This is a genomic window from Amphritea pacifica, from assembly GCF_016924145.1.
In the GTDB taxonomy this organism is placed as follows: domain Bacteria; phylum Pseudomonadota; class Gammaproteobacteria; order Pseudomonadales; family Balneatricaceae; genus Amphritea; species Amphritea pacifica.
This window is the reverse complement of the sequence record NZ_JAFFZO010000025.1, coordinates 53,481-74,006: the sequence shown is the minus strand read 5'-3', so window position 1 is coordinate 74,006 and position 20,526 is coordinate 53,481. Positions and strand designations below refer to the sequence as shown.

Genomic DNA, 20,526 nt, shown 5'->3' with positions numbered 1-20,526 from the left:
TGGAAGAGAATCCGGTGTTTGGAGATCACACTATAATGCGTTGGTTAAAAAGAGTCCAGTAAATCAGGGAGCAAACCATGATCCCGGTCACTCCCTGCGTTTTTTACAAGCCACAGGCCCACATTCAGCGTCTAAATGCTCTCTTCAATGAAGGTTGCCAGTTGCGACTTGGACAGCGCACCCACTTTAGTCGCTTCAACGTTGCCATCTTTAAACAGCATCAGTGTCGGAATACCACGGATACCAAATTTTGGCGGCGTTTCGTTATTCTCATCGATATTCAGCTTACAAACTTTCAGCTTGCCTGCGTAATCTTTGGCGATCTCTTCCAGCACGGGTGCGATCATTTTGCATGGACCACACCACTCGGCCCAGTAATCAACCAGTACCGGACCATCAGCTTTTAAAACATCATCTTCAAAGGAAGCATCGGTCACGTTAACAATATTTTCACTCATAAAAAGCCTCTGCAGTGAGATTCACTAAATATTAATAGTTACCGATCATACCATTGTCATTAAACGGTTGTGAATAAGCAGGGAACGCCACAGACATCAATATCCGGTGTATTCTCTCTAATCAGTAACATATATCTGTTAAGATAGCCCTATTCTCTATTTTGAAGCATACGCACATGAATCAGGAAACTACCACCAGCCCTGGCGAGCATTCGCTGCTGGCTGCCATCGACCTGGGCTCAAACAGCTTTCATATCGTAGTCGCAAAACTCGTTCAGGGCGAATTACAGCCTATCGATCTGTTATCGGAAAAAGTTCAGCTCGCTGCCGGACTTGATGAAAACCGCATGCTGACAGCGGAGGCGATTCAGCGGGGACTGGAGTGTATGGAGCGCTTTGCTCAGCGGGTCAGGGATATACCCGATCAGCAGATCAGAATCGTCGGCACCAATGCCCTGAGAGAAGCAACCAACAGTGACGATTTTATTCTCGAAGCCGAAAAGATCATGGGGTGCTCAATCGAAGTCATCGCCGGTATTGAAGAAGCACGGCTGATCTATCTGGGGGTATCCCATACCCTGGCGGGTGATAACGGCCGCCGGCTGGTGATCGATATCGGCGGCGGCAGCACCGAGTTTATTATTGGTGAACGCTTTGAACCGCTGGAACTGGAAAGCCTTGAGATGGGCTGCGTCAGCTTCAGTAACCGTTACTTTCCCAATGGAATAATCACCGAAAAGAACTTCCAGCTGGCGGTGTTTGGCGCCCTGCGGGAGCTGCTGACCATCAAGCGCACCTATCGGCAACTGGGCTGGGATGATTGTGTCGGCGCATCCGGCACCATTAAGGCGGTGCGCAACGCCTGCATCACTCTGGGGTATGCAACCGATAAAGTCAGCGCATCGGCACTGCAACAACTGAAAGATAAAATACTCAGTTACAACCATGTCGATGAGATCGATATTGAGAGTTTAAAAGAGGATCGCCGCTCAGTTTTCCCCGCCGGTATCGCTATCCTTTCCGCAGCCTTTGAATCGTTGGGCATCAAAGAGATCCGCTTTTCCGAAGGCGCACTGCGGGAGGGCCTGTTGTACGATATGGCCGGCCGCCTGCGCCACGAGGATGTTCGTGAACGCAGTATCAATGCGATGATGCAGCGTTACCGGGTAGACCAGGAACAGGCGATGCGGATTGAACAGACCGCCCTGATCGCCCTGACCCAGGTGCGGGAGAGCTGGAAGCTGGATACCACTGAATATCACAATATGCTCAGCTGGGCAGCACGCTGCTGTGAAACCGGACTGACCATCGCCCATAGCCAATACCATAAACACAGTGCCTACCTGGTACTGAACTCAGACCTGCCGGGATTTACCAAGCGACAGCAGATCCAGCTGGCCGCAGTGGTACAGGGGCACCGGCGCAAGTTTCCGACCGCCACCTTTGATCAGCTACTGCCTCGGGAGGCGAAGCACTATAGCCGCCTGACCATACTGCTCAGACTGGCGTTTGTACTCAACCGCAGCCGCAGCCGTGAACGCCTGCCCGCCTTCCACCTCACCGCAGAGGACAACGAACTGACTCTGGTTTTCCCGGACAACTGGCTCAGCCACCAACCGCTCACCCAGGCAGATCTGGAGCAGGAAGCGGGATATCTGGCGAATGCGGGGTACACACTGGCGTTTAAGTAACTAGACGCGGCTTCGCCGCTTGCCAGAACGGCGCTACGCGCCTGCTAGTGGCCAGGAAGAGCGGATGCGGAGTGGTTTGGAGCTTTTGTTTTTTGAATTTGCGCCTTTGCAAAAATCACTTACAAAGTGCAAAGCAAGCCCTCACCGCACAAAACATTAAGAACGTTTTTTCTAGCGACTAGCGAGCGGCGCAGCCGCGTCTAACCACTAGCAACTGCTCTAAAACAAAAAAGGCTCCCGAAGGAGCCTTTTCTCATTCAATCTGCGTTCAGGCTTGTGGGCCTGCGGCGATGATTGCTTCAGCCACACCTTCAAACTTGGTGAAGTTGCTGGTGAACTGACCGATCAGGTCTTTTGCCGTAGCATCGTATGCACCCTTGTCAGCCCAGGTATCACGTGGATTCAGCAGTGCAGAATCAACACCCGGTACAGAGGTAGGTACTGTCAGGTTGATACCGTCCAGATGCTGGGTCTGAACATCGACCAGCGCGCCGCTCTGAATCGCAGCAATAATACCGCGGGTGGTCGGGATATTGAAACGTGATCCGGTGCCGTAAGAGCCGCCGGTCCAGCCGGTATTTACCAGATAAACCTGGCTGCCGAACTCTTCGATACGCTTGATCAGCAGGTCAGCATATTCGCTGGCCGGACGCGGGAAGAATGGTGCACCGAAGCAGGTAGAGAAGGTCGACTTGATGCCGCCGCCTGAACCCATCTCAGTTGAGCCAACCAGTGCGGTATAACCAGACAGGAAGTGGTAAGCCGCTGCTTCTTTAGACAGGATAGACACAGGTGGCAGAACACCGGTCAGGTCACAGGTCAGGAAGACAATCGCCTTCGGCTCACCGCCCTTATTCTCTTCAGTACGTTTTTCAACGTGCTCCAGAGGGTAGGCGCAACGACCATTTTCAGTCAGTGAAGTATCGCTGTAATCTGCGGTACGTTTTTCGTCCAGGGTTACGTTCTCGACGATCGCGCCGAAACGGATAGCGTCCCAGATAATCGGTTCGTTTTTCTGACTCAGGTCGATGGTTTTTGCGTAGCAACCGCCTTCCAGATTGAAGACAACGCCTTTCCCCCAGCCATGCTCGTCATCACCGATCAGGTAACGCTCAGGGTCTGCAGACAGGGTGGTCTTACCGGTACCGGACAGACCAAAGAACAGAGTGGTATCGCCATCTTCACCGACGTTTGCGGAACAATGCATCGGCAGCACATCTTTTTCAGGCAGCAGGAAGTTCTGTACAGAGAACATCGCTTTCTTCATCTCACCCGCATAACGCATACCGGCCAGCAACACTTTACGCTTGGCAAAGTTGATAATCACACAGCCGTCGCTATTGGTGCCATCACGCTCAGGGTCACATTCGAAGCTGGCGGCATTAATAACCTGCCACTCTTCTTTAGACTTCGGATTAAACTCTGCTGGACGGATAAACAGATTCTGACCAAACAGATTCTGCCATGCAGTCTCTGTGGTCATCAAAACCGGCAGGTAATGATTAGTGTCGGAACCCACATGAACGTTGGATACGAAATGCTCCCGAGCCGCCAGATATTCCTCAACACGAGCCCACAATGCATCAAATTTGTCTGCATCAAACGGACGGTTGATAGGTCCCCAATGAATCTCATCGGATGTACTGGCTTCTTCAACGATAAAACGATCCATCGGAGAACGACCTGTACGCTTGCCAGTTTTGACAACCAGCGCACCTGTGTCAGCGAGAACGCCTTCGCCACGCTGGATGGCTTTTTCAACTAGCTGAGCCGGGCTCAAATTTTCGTGTACAGTGTTCACGGTTTCTTTGCTCATTGCTTGATTCCCTTGGCTTCTAGCCAAAAAAAGTAATTTACCTGATAAAGCTGCCTGATAGCCCCTGTTCTTGAAATTTCCTGCCGGAAAGTCAACGGGGCCGTTATTATAAGGAGGCGTATTATGTCAAAAAAGCCGGCAAAACACCATCGGCCAGGAGATTTCTTGACGGCAAAAGAAAACCTCGCTGATCCGAATAAAAACAGACCTTAAAACAATAGCTTATAAAAATGGTCGGATTAGTGAAGCTGATCAGACCCTTCAATATTGGCGCTGTCTGAGAACATCATCGCGATATCAGCCAGGTCAAAACGGTACAATTCGTTACAGAACTGGCAACTGACTTCAATGCTGCCCTCCTCCCGAACGATCTGTTCCAGCTCCTCCCGGGTCATATAACGCAACGCATCGCCGGTACGCTTGCGGGAGCAATCGCACTTAAACTGCAGAGATTCCGGATCAAACAAACGACAATCTTCCTCATGAAACAGGCGGCGAATAATGGTGTCATTATCCAGCTGCAGCAGTTCTTCATCGGAGAGCGTGGCACCGAGACAGCTGAAATGCTGCCAATCGGTCATAGAGTCACCCTTGGCAGGCATCACCTGCAACAGAAAGCCTGCGGCCCGCTGTTCATCCGCCGCCAGGTGGATCTGTGTCGGCAGCTGCTCAGAACGGCTGAAATAAGCCTCCAGACACTCACTCAGTCGTGCCCCTTCCAGCGGCACCACGCCCTGATAGCGTTTGCCCTGATCCGGTTCTATCGTGATAACCAGTTGACCACCCTGCAGCAGTTCGCAAAACTCTGCCTGCTGCGGCAGTTCACCATCAAAACGGGCGATAGCACGCAGATCTCGCTGATGATTGCATTCAGCCATCAGCACCTTGACCTGGTTATTACTCTGGGCCTGCAGGAGTAGCCGCCCATCAAATTTAAGCGTGGCACTGAGCAGACTCACCGCCGCCATCATTTCCCCCAGCAGACGATTAATCAGCGCAGGGTAGTTATGCTTTGCGATTGCCTGTTGATAACTCTGCTCGAGGCCCGCCAATACACTGCGGATATCCGCCTCTTCAAAAATAACCCGCTGAAGCTGATCAGAACTGCTCATTATGTTCTCTGAAACCCATTTTTTTGATCTAAATATAGCTGCCATTACCAGCAAAAATCACGCTGGCAAAAAACCGATATTAGCATATGCAGCGTAATGCTAGCGATCCTTAAACTGGATAATCTTGCGCCGTTCTTTTTTATTGGGGCGGTGATCCGGTGCGCCATTACCGCGCATGATTTTACGCACCGCAGCATGCTCTTCGCGGCTTTTGATACTCTCTTCGGTCTCCTGATACAGCAGTTGCGCTTCAGGTGCCCCACGCCGCTGGCCGGAAATTGCCATCACAATGACAGTCTTTTCATCAAATCCCTGGCGAATGACCAGTTTGGCGCCAATCTCGACAGTGCGGCTACATTTAGCCCGCTGCCCCTGATAATGCACCTTACCCCCCTCGACCGCCTCTTTCGCTGCGCTGCGGGTTTTAAAAAAACGGGCCGCCCAGAGCCATTTATCCAACCGGACCTGTGAGTCTGTATCACTCTGTTTACCGGAACCCTGTTTACTATGACTGTGTTTACTCATCTATCTCTTCATCAACTCATTAAAATGGCCGATTGCATTAAAATCGGTAATCTCACGTTCGGGCTGCTGGCTATCCGGCTGGAGAATACTCAACAGCCAGGCGATGCCGTATTCGCGGGCAGAGGCCAATACCGGCAGGCTGTCGTCCACCAGCAGGGTGCGGGCCGGATCAAAGGGTTCATCCTCCTGCAAGCGGTGCCAGAACGCTTGCTGCTCCTTAGGAATCTGATAATCGTGCGAGCAGATAATCCGATCAACTAACTTATCCAGACCGGTCTGTTCCAGCTTCAGCGCCAGGCTGTCCTGATGCGCATTGGTGACAATCACCCGACGAATACCCAGCGCGTCAAGATGTAGCAGGAAATCATGAACATGGGGACGAAACGCAATCCGGTCGCTGATCTCCCGCTTCAGCGCTTTAATATCGACCTTCAGCTCCTTCGACCAGTAATCAAGACAGTACCAGTTGAGCGTGCCCTGTTCCTGCATAATGCGCGCATGTAACCACTGTTGCGCCTCATTCTGATCCATTCTATGCATCTGTGCATAGCGCACCGGCAGATGCTCAAGCCAGAAATAGGTATCAAAATGCAGGTCAAGCAGAGTGCCATCCATATCCAGAAGCACCGTATCAATATTCGTCCAATCCATATAAAAAGTCAGGGTTGCGGGTTAGTATTACGTCAGATTTGTCACTGATTGACGAGGAACAATCCAGTATGCCTGTAAAACCGGATATTTTGAAGGTAACTGCCACCGCTAAGAGCCGACTGTTTCAGGTGGAAGAGATCGAGTTACGTTTTTCTAATGGCGTCGAGCGAACCTACGAACGACTGGCTACCCGTGGCCGCGGGGCAGTGATGATTGTGGCGATTGATGCTGACCAGAATGTGCTGCTGATAAAAGAGTACGCCGTGGGACTGGAAGATTATCTGCTAACCCTGCCCAAAGGGCTGATCGATCCCGGAGAAGACGCTCTGCAGGCGGCTAACCGCGAACTCAAAGAGGAAGCGGGTTTTGGTGCCGAAGCGTTAAGCCTGATCAAGCAGATGACCTCGGCCCCCAACTATATGGGGCACAAAATTACCGCGGTATTGGCTGAAGGATTATTCCCCTGCCGTCTGCCGGGTGATGAGCCCGAGGAGATGGAGGTCATTCGCTGGCCGCTGGCCCGACTGGATGAGCTGGTCAGCCGCGATGACTTCTCCGAAGGCCGCGCCATCGCCGCACTCTATATGGTACGACAGCGACTGGCGGACTAGAACTATTATCCCTTCCACAACCGCCGGGATATCCGTTACGGCCCTCCGGCGGCCATTCAAGCAGCCAGCGCAGAGATTGGCAGGAGCGGTTTAAGGATTCTTGCACTCTCTGGAGCCAACCCGGACAATGCCCTCGACTTTCTGCTGCATCGCCGGATCGGTAATTGTCCCCTTCATAATCTGCTCCACCTCATTATCACTGAAGTGCTTATGCACATAGTTCGACAGACAACTACACTGCTCCTCTGTTGCAGTCCCACCTGCCATACAGCCCTGCTTAAAAGGCTCCCAGGTCTTTGATGTCAGATACTGAGTTTTCACGGTAAATACCACCAGCAGCACCGCTGCAATCCAGAGAAACACTTTACCCATAACCCGTTATCGCCTGTGTTGTTCTATTATTTGTGATCCGTTTAAGGAGACCGATTCTAACAGTTCCGTAACATCTGTCAGCTAACTTTAGTCTGAGAAGGGGGGGCTGGCACTTAATTTCCCTCGTTTCTACAAGGATTTACAAGCGATGAAAAGGTGAAATAAGGGTGTTATGATTCCCCTCCAACGGGTCAACAACGCTTGAAATATTACAATAAAGACCCTATATAAATATTCTGGTTTATATAACAGTTTCACAATCTATGCTGAACCTGACACTAAAAGGTAATTAATCATGAGCTTTGAACTACCAGCACTGCCATTCGCCAAAGATGCACTGGAACCTCACATCTCCGCCGAAACCCTGGACTTCCACCACGGCAAACACCACAACACCTATGTTGTGAAGCTGAACGGTCTGGTACCAGGCACCGAATACGAAGGAAAATCTCTGGAAGAGATCATCATGTCAGCGCCTGCTGGCGGCGTATTCAATAACGCAGCTCAGATCTGGAACCACACTTTCTACTGGAACTGCCTGTCGCCAAACGGCGGTGGTGAACCAACCGGTGCTATTGCAGACGCGATCAACGCTAAATGGGGCTCTTTTGCCGCATTCCAGGAAGAACTGAACGATAAAGCGGTGAACAACTTCGGTTCAAGCTGGACCTGGCTGGTGAAGAACGCTGACGGCTCCCTGGAGATCGTTAACACCAGCAACGCTGGCACGCCGATGACCAATGGTCAGACTGCACTGCTGACGGTTGATCTGTGGGAACACGCCTATTACATCGATTACCGCAACGTACGTCCGGATTACCTGAAAGGTTTCTGGGCGCTGGTCAACTGGGACTTCGTTAACCAGAACTTCGCGGCATAACAGAAAATCCGGTGCTGCGTTACCCCGAAGTAACTCTCGCCGAGGGGAAACGAAAACCGATCATAAAACTCCGGCCAGTCAGCCGGAGTTTTTTTTCGTATAAGCCATTGCAGAGCACCGGAAAAAACGGGCTGCAACCGCCGTTAGCCGTTAAGCTGGCTATTCCAGATGCGGATGACGGCCTCCCGACAATCCTCCAGCTCATCCGGACTCACCGGCCCTGAGCGATTTTGCAGCACCTGACGGTGTCCCACAGAGCGATACTTTTTATACGCTTCCCGAAGCGTCTCGGCATCATCCGCAGGGATCACACCGACCTGCTCCATGGCATCCAGAATTCTGATATTATCGGTATATTCAATCAGTTGCGGATATCGGTGTGAGTGGGCCAGCGCACTGTACTGCACAATAAACTCGATATCGACAATACCACCGCGATCCTGCTTCAGGTTAAACAACGCCTGCGCGTCTTTTTCTGCGGTGCCCAGATGCTCGCGCATTTTTTCCCGCATCTTCACCACCTCATCCGTCAGCTCGCCCTGTTCCCGCGGTTGCGACAACACCTCTGCCCTGACCTGCTCAAACCGCTGTCTGAGCGACTCTGAACCCGCGATAACCCGGGCCCGCACCAGCGCCTGATGCTCCCATGTCCAGGCCTCTTTTTGCTGATATTCAGAAAACGCTTTGAGCGAGCTGACCAGCAAACCCGAGTTACCGGATGGTCGTAAGCGCATATCCACTTCGTAAAGATGACCGCCGGTGGTAAAGGTATTAAGGATGTGAATAATTTTCTGCCCCAGGCGGGTGAAAAAGACGGTGTTAGCGATCGGTTTATGGCCCGGCGTGAATAAACTGGCGTCGGCATCGTGGACAAACACCAGGTCCAGGTCCGAACCATAGGAAAGCTCGATCCCCCCCAGCTTGCCGTATCCGACAATGATAAAGTCAGGATCGCAAGACACCCCCGATGCTTTCAGCGGTACACCATGCTTTTCTGTCAGTTGCCGCCAGGCGATCTCCAGCACCTCCTCGAGAATCACTTCCGCCAGCCAGGTCAGATAGTCACTGACCTTCATCAGAGGCAGTACGCCGGTAATATCGGATGCGGCGACGATCAGCACATGGGCGCTTTTGAAATAGCGCAAGGTATCCATCAACTGCTCTTCATCCTCTTGCGGTATACGCAGCAACTGCTGACGCAGGTCCGACTGCAACGCTTCCTTAGAGGGGGGCGAATAGAGGCTTCGCTGATCGATCAGTTCATCCAGCAATACCGGCTGCCGGGCCAGAGTTTCACTGAACCAGGCACTGGCAGAACACAAACGAACCAGTTGGCGCATCGCGCCGGGGTTTTCCGCCAGCAACACCAGATAAGAGGAGCGCCGGATAACAGCCTGAATCAGTAGCAACACCCGTTCAAGGGTTTCCGCGGAGTTCTCGACGGCCACCACCTCATCCATCAGCTTTGGCAGCACCGCCTGCAAGCGCTGATAGCCAACAGCCTGCATCACCTGTACTGAACGGCTGCTCTTCAGGTTATTGAACGCTTTCCTGGCCTGTTGTGGGTCATCCAGGCCGTGCCGGGCAAAAAACGACTCACCTTCGGCCTCATCAAACTCACTATTCCAGAGCTGCAGCCAGTCACTGGCCTGACCTGCGCTGTGGGGAGCCGCCTCAGTCGGGGCAATCACATCGGCAAAATGCCGGGTGACCCGGTCACGCTGACGCTCCAGTTCCGCCAGGAAACTGTCCCAGTGATCAAACCCCATGCTGTATGCAATGCGGGCCTGCCCTACCTGATCGGCGGGTAATTCCTGGGTTTGCCGGTCGGCGACGGCCTGAATCGCATGTTCCGTATTACGCAGGAAGGTATAAGCCTCGATCAGTTCATTGGCCGCTGTTTCAGGGATACCAACGGTTTCTGGCAACAGTGGCAGAATATTGAGTAACTCGCGCTGCTGGAGCCGGGGATCACGCCCCCCGCGGATCAGTTGAAACGCCTGGGCAACAAACTCCACTTCCCGGATGCCGCCGGCACCCAGTTTTACATTGCCGTGCAACCCTTTACGGCGCACCTCTTTATTGATCATCTCCTTCATCGAGCGCAACGAATCAAACGCACTGAAGTCGATATATTTGCGATAAACAAAGGGCCGCAGCATCTGTAGCAGCTCAGCACCCGCGCACTGATCGCCACCGACCACCCGGGCTTTGATCATCGCATAGCGCTCCCAGTCCCGCCCCTGATTCTGGTAATACTCCTCCATCGCGGGAAAGCTGCAGACCAGCGGGCCGCTGGCGCCATAGGGACGCAAGCGCATATCGGTACGAAAGACGAAGCCATCAGCGGTGATACTGTCCAGCGCCTGAATCAGTTTCTGCCCCAGCCGGCTGAAAAAGTCCTGATTCGCGAGCACCCGCCGACCTCCCTCAGTCATCCCTTTTTCCGGGTAGGCAAAGATCAGATCGATATCCGAGGACAGGTTCAGTTCATAGGCACCCAGCTTACCCATCCCCAGCACCACCAGTTTTTGCGGCTGTGCAGGGCTGCCGTCCGCGGGAGTCGAGTGCGGTGTTCCCCATTTGCTGCAGCAATCATCGTAAAGCCATGTCAGCGTCTGATCGATACAGGCATCCGCCAGTGCAGACAGATCTGCTGTGGTGCCGCGCATATCCGTAGCGCGGGTCAGATCGCGCCAGATAATCCTGACCATTTCACGCTGTCGAAACTGGCGCAGCACGCTATGCAGCTGCTCTTCACTGTCCACCTCGGCCAGACGGCGTTCCAGCCGCTGCTGATAAGTATTAGCGGGATAAGCGCTAAACAGATCACCGCTACCTGACAGATCATCCAGCAGCCGGGGATGGCGACTCAACTGATCTGCGACATAATCGCTGCCCGCCAGAACCCGGATCAACGCCTGCTGCAAACCGGTTTCAGAATCACTGAGGTGTTCCAGTGAGCCGGAACATTTTTCAACATTCAGTGCGGCACAGGGCTGAATCAGAGGCGGTAAATTTTTTATTAACTGGCTGAGCATATCTGGGTACTCTGTCGATGACCGATCTATCCTGTCAGCTTACCAAAAAGCGTTTTTTCACACGACTGCTATCTCGACAAAGCGACTGTAATAAAAGCTTAACAATTATCAAATCCCCCTGAATAAAAACCAAAAATCAGCATGTTATAAGGCCAGAGTGACAATATATTGAGCAAAGACAACACCATTGGCGTCAGTTTGGTTACACTTATGTTTCATTTTGACTACAAATACGTGAGCTGCCAACGTATACTCGCGCAAAATTTGCACGAATACCGGTGATTCTATGGTGACTAACAACCCGATTATGCAGATGTTTGCACGATCCCCTTTTCAGCCAATGCAGGAACATATTGCAAAGGCTCACTCCTGCGCTATCCAGCTGATTCCCTTTTTTGATGCGGTGATGGCTGAAGACTGGGAAAAGGCCAGTGAAATTCAACACAGCATTGCGGTGCTGGAAGGTGAAGCAGACACCATGAAAAAGGAGATCCGTATGAATCTCCCCAACAGTCTGTTTCTACCGGTTCCCCGTACCGATCTGCTTGAACTGTTGCGCATGCAGGACAAGATTGCCAACCGGGCAAAAGATATTGCGGGCCTGATACTGGGTCGCAAAATGCTGATTCCGATACAGATTCAACCGGCTGTCTCAGAGTATGTCCGGTCCTCCCTGAAGACCTCGGGTCAGGCGCTGATGGCGCTGAATGAGCTCGATGAACTGATCACCGCGGGCTTCCGTGGCCATGAAGTCGATGTTGTCGAACAGATGATCCACGACCTCGATGATCTGGAGCACGATGCCGATGAGATGGAGCGCGAAGTGCGTTCATCCCTGTTTGATGTAGAGAAAGAGCTGCATCCGATTGATGCGATGTTCCTCTATCAGATTATCAGTTGGATCGGTGACCTCGCTGACAAGGCGCAACAGGTGGGCAGCCGCCTGCAATTGTTGTTAGCCAAGTAAAGCTTGCGAATAAATTTTCTCTGAATCTTAAAAATTAGGTAGTTATCATGAGCATCATTGCGGACTATGGCTCCATCCTGGTCATCATGGCATGTGTGTTTGGATTTTTTATGGCCTGGGGTGTGGGCGCAAACGATGTCGCAAATGCGATGGGAACCTCGGTAGGTTCCAAGGCCTTAACCCTGAAACAGGCGATTCTGATCGCAATCGTCTTTGAATTTGCCGGTGCATACCTGGCCGGTGGCGCGGTCACCGCAACAATCCGCAAAGGAATTATTGATCCGGCGATTCTCTCCGGATCACCGGAACTGCTGGTTTACGGCATGTTATCAGCACTGCTGGCGGCGGGGATCTGGCTGCTGATCGCCACCGCGATGGGCTGGCCGGTCTCCACCACCCACTCAATCGTCGGCGCAATCGTCGGTTTTGCCGCAGTCGGCATCTCGGTGGACGCGGTGCACTGGAGCAAGGTGGGTAAAATTGTTGCCAGTTGGGTCGTCTCGCCACTGACCGCCGGCTTTATCGCTTTCTTCCTCTACCGCACCGTACAGATACTGATTCTCGATACCGAACACCCCTTCAAAAACGCCAAAAAATACGTTCCTGCCTACATTTTCGTCGTCGGCTTTATGATCTCCATGGTGACCTTTACCAAGGGACTGAAACATATCGGTCTGAATCCCGGATTTGGCAACAGCGCCATGATCTCTATCGGCATCGCCTTTGTTACCATGATCATCGGTATGCTGATGCTGCGGAAAATACATGCCCGGGCTGAAGATAATGTTGACTACCACTTCGCCAGTGTTGAAAAAGTGTTTGGTGTCCTGATGATGTTCACCGCCTGCGCGATGGCATTTGCCCATGGTTCAAATGACGTTGCCAATGCGGTCGGCCCGCTGGCAGCAGTGGTAGGGGTCGTGAACTCCGCCGGGGAAGTAGCCCAGAAGTCGGCGATGCCGGTCTGGATTCTGCTTCTGGGTGGTAGTGGTATCGTCGCTGGTCTGGTGATGTATGGCCATAAGGTTATCGCGACGGTGGGCAACAATATTACCGAACTGACCCCCAGCCGGGGCTTTGCAGCAACCCTGGCGGCAGCGTCAACGGTAGTCTTCGCCTCCGGCACCGGGTTGCCGATCTCAACCACCCACACTCTGGTGGGTGCGGTTCTGGGTGTAGGTATGGCAAGGGGCCTCTCTGCCCTGAATCTGCAGGTGGTCGGAACCATCTTTATCTCCTGGCTGGTGACGCTGCCGGCAGGGGCATTCCTGTCGATCGTGATCTTCTTTATCCTCAAGGGCATCTTTAGTTAACAGAGCCGCTGCACCAGATGAATTAAAGGCGATCATGCAAGGGTCGCCTTTTTTATTTCTGCTGAAAGCTGCACAATATGGAGATAACTCAATAAGAATCGGATACCGCTATGCAACCCTCCACACCTGACCTGCTGACAATGCTCACAGAACTGATCGCCACGCCCTCAGTCAGCTGCACCGCAGCACATTGGGACCAGAGCAATCTGGGTGTGATTGAAAAACTGGAAGCCTGGCTATCCAATCTGGGTTTCAGCACCGAAGTGATGCCAGTACCGGGACACCCGGGAAAAGCGAACCTGATCGCCACCCTGGGCAGTGGTCCCGGCGGGCTGGTGCTGTCGGGCCACACCGATACCGTGCCATTTAATGCTGAGTTGTGGAACAGTGATCCGTTCAAGCTGACCGAAAGAAATGGCCGTTTCTATGGCCTGGGCAGCTGCGATATGAAAGGTTTCTTTGCTGTCGCAATTGAAGCGGCCCGCCAGTTCGTCGATAAACCACTGCAGCAACCGCTGATCATTCTGGCAACGGCTGATGAAGAGAGCTCCATGAGCGGTGCCCGGGCACTGGCCGAAGCTGGCCGGCCAAAAGCCCGCTATGCAGTCATTGGCGAACCTACCAGCCTGCGGCCCATCTACATGCATAAAGGGGTCATGATGGAGCAGGTGCGCATCAAGGGGCGCGCAGGCCACTCTTCAGATCCCACCCTGGGTGCCAGTGCGCTGGATGCCATGCATTCCGTGCTGGGCGAGCTGATCAGCTTTCGCCAGGAGTTACAGAGAGATTATCAAAACAATGATTTTGCAGTGTCTGTCCCTACTCTCAATCTTGGTTGCATCCATGGTGGCGACAACCCTAACCGTATCTGTGGCGCCTGTGAGCTGGAGTATGACCTGCGGCCACTGCCAGGGATGTCTCCAGAGAACCTGCGCGAAGCGGTAAGCAAGCGCTTACACCCCCTGGAACAACAATTTGGTGTAGAGATCATCACCGAGGCACTGTTTCCCGGACTGCCCCCATTTCATAACGACAAGCACTCTGAACTGGTGAGTACCGCGGAAAAACTGACCGGCTATCAGGCCGAAGCGGTTGCCTTTGGTACTGAAGCCCCGTTTTTACAGGGATTAGGGATGGATACCATCGTCATGGGGCCGGGTTCAATTGATCAGGCCCATCAGCCCGATGAATATTTGGCTTTTGATCAGATTAAGCCTACAGTAGCGGTACTGGAACAACTGATTGCAAGGTACTGTTTTTAATCGTGATTAATGATAACCCATACGTAAACTGGTTTCGTCACAGTTCCCCCTATATCAACGCCCACCGGGGGAAGACCTTCGTCCTGATGCTGGGAGGGGAAGCGCTTGCCGACCCCAATTTCGCCAATATCATTCACGATATCGCCCTGCTGAACAGTCTTGGCGTCAAACTGGTACTGGTGCACGGCTCACGCCCACAGATCGAAGCCAAACTTGAACAACAGAATATTGAAGACTGGGTGCACCACCACCTGCGGGTCACCGATACAGAGACGCTGCGTTGCGTTATAGAGTCCGCTGCCAGCCTGCGCATCGAAATCGAGGCGAAACTGTCAATGGGGCTGGCCAACTCCCCCATGCATGGCGCCAAAATCCGGGTCTGTAGCGGCAATTTTGTCACCGCCAGACCAGTTGGAGTCTACAACGGCGTGGACCTTTGCCATACTGGCGAGGTGCGCCGGGTCGATCAGGATGCGATACGGCAACAGTTGAATATCAACAATATTGTGCTGCTGTCCCATCTGGGTTACTCCCCCACCGGCGAGGTGTTTAATCTCTCCGTTGAGGATGTTGCCACTCAGGTTGCCATCAGCCTGGATGCCGACAAACTGATTCTGTTTGGTGAAGATGGCGGCGTGCGGGACAGTACCGAGGCACTGCGCTCTGAGCTGCTGGCCGATACCGCCGAACGCCTGGTCAACCAGTATATGGCAAAGCACAGCTCGCCCGATCAGGTGCCATCGGAACTTTGTCGCCATCTGCAAGCGGCGGTGACAGCCTCCCGGCATGGGGTGGCCCGCAGCCACCTGATCAGCTATCGGGAAGATGGGGCACTACTGTCCGAGCTGTTCAGTCGTAACGGTATCGGCACCATGGTGATTGAACACTCTTACGAACAGGTAAGGGCCGCTACGATTGAGGATGTGGGTGGTATTCTGGAGCTTATCAGGCCGATGGAAGAAGCCGGTATTCTGGTGCGTCGTTCCAGAGAACTGCTGGAAGCCGAGATCAATCAGTTTACGGTGGTTGCGCTGGATGGTGCTATCGTTGGCTGTGCTGCGCTTTACCCATTCCTGGAAGAACAGATCGGCGAACTGGCCTGTGTGGCGATATCTCAGGAATATCGCGGCGGTGACCGGGGCGAGAAACTGCTGAGGGCGATTGAGGAAGCGGCCCGCGAACAGCACCTTACCCGGCTGTTTGTCCTGACCACCCGCACCGCCCACTGGTTTATTGAGCGGGGTTTTGAACCTGCCACAATCAGCAGTCTGCCGAATAAAAAGCAGGAGATGTATAACTATCAACGAAACTCCAAGGCCTTTGTTAAGCCGCTGGACTGACGTTAGCAGGAAAGGGGCCGGCCTGATTAACCGGGCAAACCGGCACCCGCGCGACGGAGTTAATTCAGCGGCATCCTGATCGTGAACAGGGCCCCACCCAGCGTCGACTCGCCAATCTCCAGCTCGCCGTCGTAGCTACTGAGAATATCCACGGCAACCGACAAGCCGATCCCCTGCCCCGGAGCGGAAGTGTCGGCCCGCTCACCGCGTTTGAGAATAGTCTGACGCAACCCGGGAGAGATGCCGTCCCCATCGTCCGCGATATCGATCTGCAACATCCCTGCGCCATTACTGAAACAGACCGCTACCTGACTGTGGCCATATTTATAGGCATTTTCGAGAATATTACCCAGCAACTCCATCAGGTCCCGCTCATCAGCAGGCAGCTGATATTCACCGTCCAGGCTCAGCGCCACCCCGATGTTTTTATCCCGGTAGACCTTATTCAAGGCGGTAACCATCCGCTCAATAATCGGCGCAACCGGGGTTTTCTTTGCCAGGGTCCGCCCCTGACTCTTCACGGCCCGGGACAGCTGATACTGTACGATCTGATCCATCCGCCCCGCCTGATCCGTTACCAGGGTCTGATACTCGTCAAAACTGAGACGCTCCTGCCGGGCCCCCCGGATCACCGCCAGCGGGGTCTTCAGGCTATGGGCCAGATCTCCCAGAGTGTTGCGATAGCGCTCCCGCTGCAGACGTTCATTACTGATCAGCAGGTTGAAGTTATCGGTAACCGCCTGAACCTCTGTAGGATATTCACCGGTGAGTCTATCGCTCTGCCCCAGCTCAATGCGCTTGAGGTCTCCTGCCAGCCGGGTCAGCGGCTTCAGCCCCCAGCGGATCAGCGCCGTTTCAACCAGCAGAAAGAGAAAAATCGCCGCGCCCAGCCAGCCCCATAGCTGGGCATTAAAGGCTTTCTGCTCGGTTTTTACCTGGCTATCGGACTCCAGAACCGTGAACACATAGTTATGTTCACGCCCGGCAATCTCCCACAACAGGGCAAACTGATAGACAAATACACCGTGCTCCGGCAGCCGATAAAAACGTGAATCACCGGTATTGAGTCCATCCACTTTTAGCTGTTCGACCAGTGCATCGGAGATCAGCTTGGCAGACTCTGAATACCATACCAGCATATCCTTGCTGTCATGGAGGAAGCCGTAAAGACCCGACTCGACCTGAGCGTAGCGGGGCTCCTGCAGGCTATCGGGGATCATAATACGATCACCCTGAAGCTCTGCAGCCCCCAGAATAAGATAGACCTGTAGCTTCAGCCGCTCTTCCTCGGCCGCTTCCAGGCTGTGGTGAAACGCCTGCTGCAGGGCAAATCCTGTCAGGCCGAAGAATACCGGCAACAACAGAAGTGAAGCGAGTAGCAGACGAGCACGAAGAGCACGGGGCATCATGCGTTATTTGACGCTCCGGCAGGCAGATCAAAGCGATATCCCAGTCCACGCACGGTGGCAATGGGCTGGAGAGACTGATCCGGATCCAGCTTTTGTCGCAGCCGTCTGACAAACACCTCCAGCACGTTGCTGTCACGGTCAAAATCCTGATGGTACAGATGCTCGGTCAGTTCACTCTTGGAGATCACCTTGCCGGCATTCAGCATCAGATATTCCAGTGTTCTGTATTCATAGCTGGTCAGCTTAACTGAGCTGTCATTGAGATAAACATTACGTCCACTGCTGTCCAGCTTCAACGGCCCAAACTCCAGCATCGGCTTGGCATGACCCGCCGCCCGGCGCAGCAGGGCGTTCAGCCGGGCCATCAGCTCCTCAATATGGAAAGGCTTAACCAGATAGTCATCGGCCCCCGCTTCCAACCCTTCGACTTTATCCTGCCAGTCACCCCGGGCGGTCAGAATAATGACCGGGAAGTTAATATCCTGCTTACGCCAGCGGCGAATCACCTCAACCCCCGACAGCTTTGGCAGGCCGATATCGACAACCGCCAGATCATACGGAAATTCACTGCCCAGGTAGAGCCCCTCTTCACCATCTTCCGCTTCTTCAACGGTATAGCCGCTATCATTCAGGGCCGTCACCAGTTGACGACGCAGATCCATATCATCTTCTATTACCAACAGTTTCATTCTGTCACTCCATTCCTGTGGATGGCGGTTACCCTTAAGGCGTTAGTTCCTGACCAGTCTCGGCATCAATCATAATGGTTTTTACCCGGCCATTATTGATCAGCCGGATAAAATGCACGATTCGCCCACCGCGATTCCGGGTTTCCGCCTTTACAACTTTGCCCCCATGATTCTGCCTGGCAGTGGCCGCTGCCTGTTGCAGGGACACCCGGTTTGCGGCAAAAACCATGGATTCTACTCTGAATTCAGCGCGGGTCTCAGCCACCCCCGCCGCCGCAACAGTCGCCGCAGTCGTTACCATCAGCAGGGCAAGGAGTGTATATGAGAACGTTCTGAACATTATTATCACCCATTCATTTACAGCTTAAATCAGGAAACAGGACTAACACTGACGCGTACCCGGATCCGATCACCCGGATCATGATCCATACGGGTCTGATAGGTTTGACCATTATAGCGGTAGGTCACCTTATAACCGGTTACCCGCTCATAATACTCAATATCGTGCTGAACGTTACAGCGTGTTTCAGTACGATATTCAACGTTGTTACCACGATGGTGACTGTTACGGCTGATATCGTTACCGATGGATGCCCCCAGCACGGCCCCGACAACGGCGCCCACCTTCTTGTTATCCTGGCCTGCGCCCAGCTCGTTACCGATCGCTCCGCCTATAATACCGCCAAGTATAGGCCCTGTGTAAGATTTACGGTGATGAGCCGGGGTTTCGTAACGCACATCTTCCTCCCAGCATTCACGGCGGGGGATGCGACGCTCCGTCTGCACCACAATCGGTTCAACATGGGTCACCCTGGCGAATTCCTGGTGATGCCTTTTCTCTTTAAAGCGGGGGTCCGCCTGAGCCATTCCGGACGCAAGTCCCAATAGTATCAGACTGCCTGCAATGATCTTTTTCATGACTACTCTCCCATCTCTGTTCTCTGGAGTATGTAGCCTATTGTCGTGCCACAGGACTGAACCGATCCTGAACTATCTGCTATCCTTTTCCGCTTTACCTATCTTTACACTGCGGCTTGCGGACATAAAAAAACCGGCCAGAGGGGCCGGTTGGTTTAATGCATCATAGTCGCGCTGCTGGTTGCTTACTCAGCTGAGCACTTTTTACAGGTACTGACACCCAGCACCCGGTATAGCGGACACCAGCCAAACAGGGCGATCGCGATCACCGGTACACCGATCCATCCCCAAACGGTTTGAGGTCCCACAAACACCAGTGCAATCAGTACCAGACCAACCAGAATACGTACCGCTTTATCAACAGATCCGATATTCTTTTCCATTTTTCCATCCTCAGGTTTATTCAGGTTTGGGGGTATTATCAGTCTAATAGTGAACTCTGTCTGTGACAAAGTCACACTGAAGGCGCTGATCGCACTCTGTTTTTTACTTAGCTCTCTTTTGCCGCGCGTTTAACCGCGCTCTTATTCAGAAACAGCACCTGATTACGGCTCAGGGCGACCCACTCTTTCTGCTCAAACTGTTTCAACTGCCGGCTAACCACTTCACGGGCGGTGCCCAGCTCGTCGGCGATCTCCTGATGGGAGCGTAACAACACAAAGCCAGGACCAACATGTTCAATCAGATAGCGGGCCAGTCGCTTTTCGATGCGTTCAAAAGCGATCTCCTGCACCAGGCCAATCAGCTTTGCCAGCCGCTCACCGTAGGAATCAAATATAAATCGCCGTAACCCTTCCGATTCGGCAATCGCCCGCTGAAACTCAGACAGAGGGATCAGAAATGCAGTCACCTCGGTCTCGGTAATCCCCTCCGCAGGATAATCCTCAGCCCCCAGCAAGCAGGAGGTGGTCAGTACACAGGAGCCCTGATTTTCGATCCGGTACAGTACCAGCTCCCGGCCATTGGCGTTTCTTCCCAGCACCTTCACCACACCGGAAACGACAATAATAAAGTGAGTGCAGGCACTGCCCTGATGAAACACCACCTGATCTGCCGGCAGCTGGACTCGCTGCGCCCGGCTGAGGATTGCCAGTCCGACCTCATCCAGCTGCTGCAGCAGTGGAAACTGATCGGTCAGCAGGGTTAGGTCATTCATGATCGGAGGTGCTGTCTGCCGCCTGACGCCGGGCGCGCAACGCCAGCATCACGTATCGAATGTTGTACATAAACCCGATCAGCAGCGCGATCGGCATGGTCACCAGAAAAACACTCCCCAGCGCTGGCGATGCCATTAACTGCCCCAGCCAGAGACAGAGAATGCTCACAATAGCCACCGGTACACCGGTACGCATCATCATTTTCAGCCAGCGATCAGAACGGATCTGTTTTTTATCTATAACCATTAACGCCTCCCGGAATCAGATTCCCTCTAAGAATACGTTTTTACTGCGCTAAACAATAGCCCGTTATG

General features: G+C 53.2%; 21 protein-coding genes. 7 read left to right on the top strand and 14 right to left on the bottom strand.

Annotated features, from left to right (window positions below):
• Window positions 1-131: 131 nt before the first annotated feature.
• Window positions 132-458 carry a thioredoxin TrxA gene (gene trxA, locus JW499_RS14990; RefSeq protein WP_091354828.1) on the bottom strand — a complete coding sequence of 109 codons (327 nt, stop codon included), beginning with the start codon at window positions 456-458 and terminating at the stop codon, window positions 132-134.
• Window positions 459-634: 176 nt separating this feature from the next.
• Here trxA and ppx point away from each other — a divergent pair, with 176 nt between their 5' ends.
• Window positions 635-2,149, top strand: a complete 1,515-nt coding sequence (ppx, locus tag JW499_RS14985) for an exopolyphosphatase (protein ID WP_205211369.1) — start codon at window positions 635-637, stop codon at window positions 2,147-2,149.
• 268 nt (window positions 2,150-2,417) lie between these two features.
• Here ppx and JW499_RS14980 read toward each other — a convergent pair whose 3' ends face one another.
• The 4 genes from JW499_RS14980 to yrfG form a co-directional block, all read right to left on the bottom strand.
• On the bottom strand, window positions 2,418-3,965 hold the full coding sequence (locus JW499_RS14980; RefSeq protein WP_205211368.1) for a phosphoenolpyruvate carboxykinase: 1,548 nt from the start codon (window positions 3,963-3,965) through the stop codon (window positions 2,418-2,420).
• A 239-nt stretch (window positions 3,966-4,204) separates the two neighbouring features.
• Window positions 4,205-5,077, bottom strand: coding sequence for an Hsp33 family molecular chaperone HslO (gene hslO, locus JW499_RS14975; RefSeq protein WP_205211367.1), 873 nt, complete (start codon window positions 5,075-5,077; stop codon window positions 4,205-4,207).
• A 99-nt stretch (window positions 5,078-5,176) separates the two neighbouring features.
• Entirely contained in the window at window positions 5,177-5,602 is a 426-nt protein-coding gene (hslR, locus tag JW499_RS14970) for a ribosome-associated heat shock protein Hsp15 (RefSeq protein WP_205211366.1), read from the bottom strand.
• On the bottom strand, window positions 5,603-6,253 hold the full coding sequence (yrfG, locus tag JW499_RS14965; RefSeq protein ID WP_205211365.1) for a GMP/IMP nucleotidase: 651 nt from the start codon (window positions 6,251-6,253) through the stop codon (window positions 5,603-5,605).
• Window positions 6,254-6,321: 68 nt separating this feature from the next.
• Here yrfG and nudE point away from each other — a divergent pair, with 68 nt between their 5' ends.
• Window positions 6,322-6,864, top strand: a complete 543-nt coding sequence (gene nudE / locus JW499_RS14960) for an ADP compounds hydrolase NudE (protein ID WP_205211364.1) — start codon at window positions 6,322-6,324, stop codon at window positions 6,862-6,864.
• Window positions 6,865-6,954: 90 nt separating this feature from the next.
• On the opposite strand, the gene JW499_RS14955 is transcribed toward nudE, so the two are convergent.
• Window positions 6,955-7,236, bottom strand: a complete 282-nt coding sequence (locus JW499_RS14955) for a hypothetical protein (RefSeq protein ID WP_205211363.1) — start codon at window positions 7,234-7,236, stop codon at window positions 6,955-6,957.
• A 295-nt stretch (window positions 7,237-7,531) separates the two neighbouring features.
• Between JW499_RS14955 and JW499_RS14950 the strand changes: the two genes are divergently transcribed.
• A complete protein-coding gene (locus tag JW499_RS14950) occupies window positions 7,532-8,116 on the top strand; it encodes a Fe-Mn family superoxide dismutase (RefSeq protein ID WP_205211362.1) in 585 nt (194 codons plus the stop codon).
• A gap of 143 nt (window positions 8,117-8,259) precedes the next feature.
• Here JW499_RS14950 and glnE read toward each other — a convergent pair whose 3' ends face one another.
• Window positions 8,260-11,157 (bottom strand): bifunctional [glutamate--ammonia ligase]-adenylyl-L-tyrosine phosphorylase/[glutamate--ammonia-ligase] adenylyltransferase, encoded by a 2,898-nt coding sequence (glnE, locus tag JW499_RS14945; RefSeq protein WP_205211361.1) that lies wholly within the window; start codon window positions 11,155-11,157, stop codon window positions 8,260-8,262.
• A gap of 286 nt (window positions 11,158-11,443) precedes the next feature.
• Here glnE and JW499_RS14940 point away from each other — a divergent pair, with 286 nt between their 5' ends.
• The 4 genes from JW499_RS14940 (at window position 11,444) to argA (ending at window position 16,039) form a co-directional block, all read left to right on the top strand.
• Window positions 11,444-12,124 carry a TIGR00153 family protein gene (locus tag JW499_RS14940; protein WP_205211360.1) on the top strand — a complete coding sequence of 227 codons (681 nt, stop codon included), beginning with the start codon at window positions 11,444-11,446 and terminating at the stop codon, window positions 12,122-12,124.
• Between the two features lie 47 nt (window positions 12,125-12,171).
• Entirely contained in the window at window positions 12,172-13,437 is a 1,266-nt protein-coding gene (locus JW499_RS14935) for an inorganic phosphate transporter (RefSeq protein ID WP_205211359.1), read from the top strand.
• Window positions 13,438-13,547: 110 nt separating this feature from the next.
• Window positions 13,548-14,699, top strand: a complete 1,152-nt coding sequence (gene argE / locus JW499_RS14930) for an acetylornithine deacetylase (RefSeq protein WP_205211358.1) — start codon at window positions 13,548-13,550, stop codon at window positions 14,697-14,699.
• A gap of 2 nt (window positions 14,700-14,701) precedes the next feature.
• Complete coding sequence (gene argA, locus JW499_RS14925) at window positions 14,702-16,039, top strand: amino-acid N-acetyltransferase (protein WP_205211357.1); 1,338 nt, start codon at window positions 14,702-14,704, stop codon at window positions 16,037-16,039.
• A gap of 59 nt (window positions 16,040-16,098) precedes the next feature.
• Here the strand turns inward: argA and JW499_RS14920 are convergent, their stop codons facing one another.
• From JW499_RS14920 to JW499_RS14890, 7 genes are all read right to left on the bottom strand, one after another.
• Entirely contained in the window at window positions 16,099-17,448 is a 1,350-nt protein-coding gene (locus JW499_RS14920) for an ATP-binding protein (protein WP_205211356.1), read from the bottom strand.
• Window positions 17,445-18,137 (bottom strand): response regulator transcription factor, encoded by a 693-nt coding sequence (locus JW499_RS14915; RefSeq protein WP_091354792.1) that lies wholly within the window; start codon window positions 18,135-18,137, stop codon window positions 17,445-17,447. Before JW499_RS14915 ends, JW499_RS14920 begins: the two co-directional genes overlap by 4 nt.
• A 34-nt stretch (window positions 18,138-18,171) precedes the next feature.
• Window positions 18,172-18,477 carry a PepSY domain-containing protein gene (locus JW499_RS14910; protein ID WP_205211355.1) on the bottom strand — a complete coding sequence of 102 codons (306 nt, stop codon included), beginning with the start codon at window positions 18,475-18,477 and terminating at the stop codon, window positions 18,172-18,174.
• A 29-nt stretch (window positions 18,478-18,506) separates the two neighbouring features.
• Window positions 18,507-19,055, bottom strand: a complete 549-nt coding sequence (locus JW499_RS14905) for a glycine zipper 2TM domain-containing protein (RefSeq protein WP_205211354.1) — start codon at window positions 19,053-19,055, stop codon at window positions 18,507-18,509.
• Window positions 19,056-19,240: 185 nt separating this feature from the next.
• Window positions 19,241-19,438 carry a YgaP family membrane protein gene (locus JW499_RS14900; RefSeq protein WP_091354786.1) on the bottom strand — a complete coding sequence of 66 codons (198 nt, stop codon included), beginning with the start codon at window positions 19,436-19,438 and terminating at the stop codon, window positions 19,241-19,243.
• 107 nt (window positions 19,439-19,545) lie between these two features.
• The gene (locus JW499_RS14895; protein WP_205211353.1) at window positions 19,546-20,211 is read right to left on the bottom strand and encodes a Crp/Fnr family transcriptional regulator; all 666 of its coding nucleotides are present in this window, start codon (window positions 20,209-20,211) and stop codon (window positions 19,546-19,548) included.
• Complete coding sequence (locus JW499_RS14890) at window positions 20,204-20,458, bottom strand: hypothetical protein (RefSeq protein WP_205211352.1); 255 nt, start codon at window positions 20,456-20,458, stop codon at window positions 20,204-20,206. The genes JW499_RS14895 and JW499_RS14890 overlap by 8 nt, the downstream gene beginning before the upstream one ends.
• Window positions 20,459-20,526: the final 68 nt, after the last annotated feature.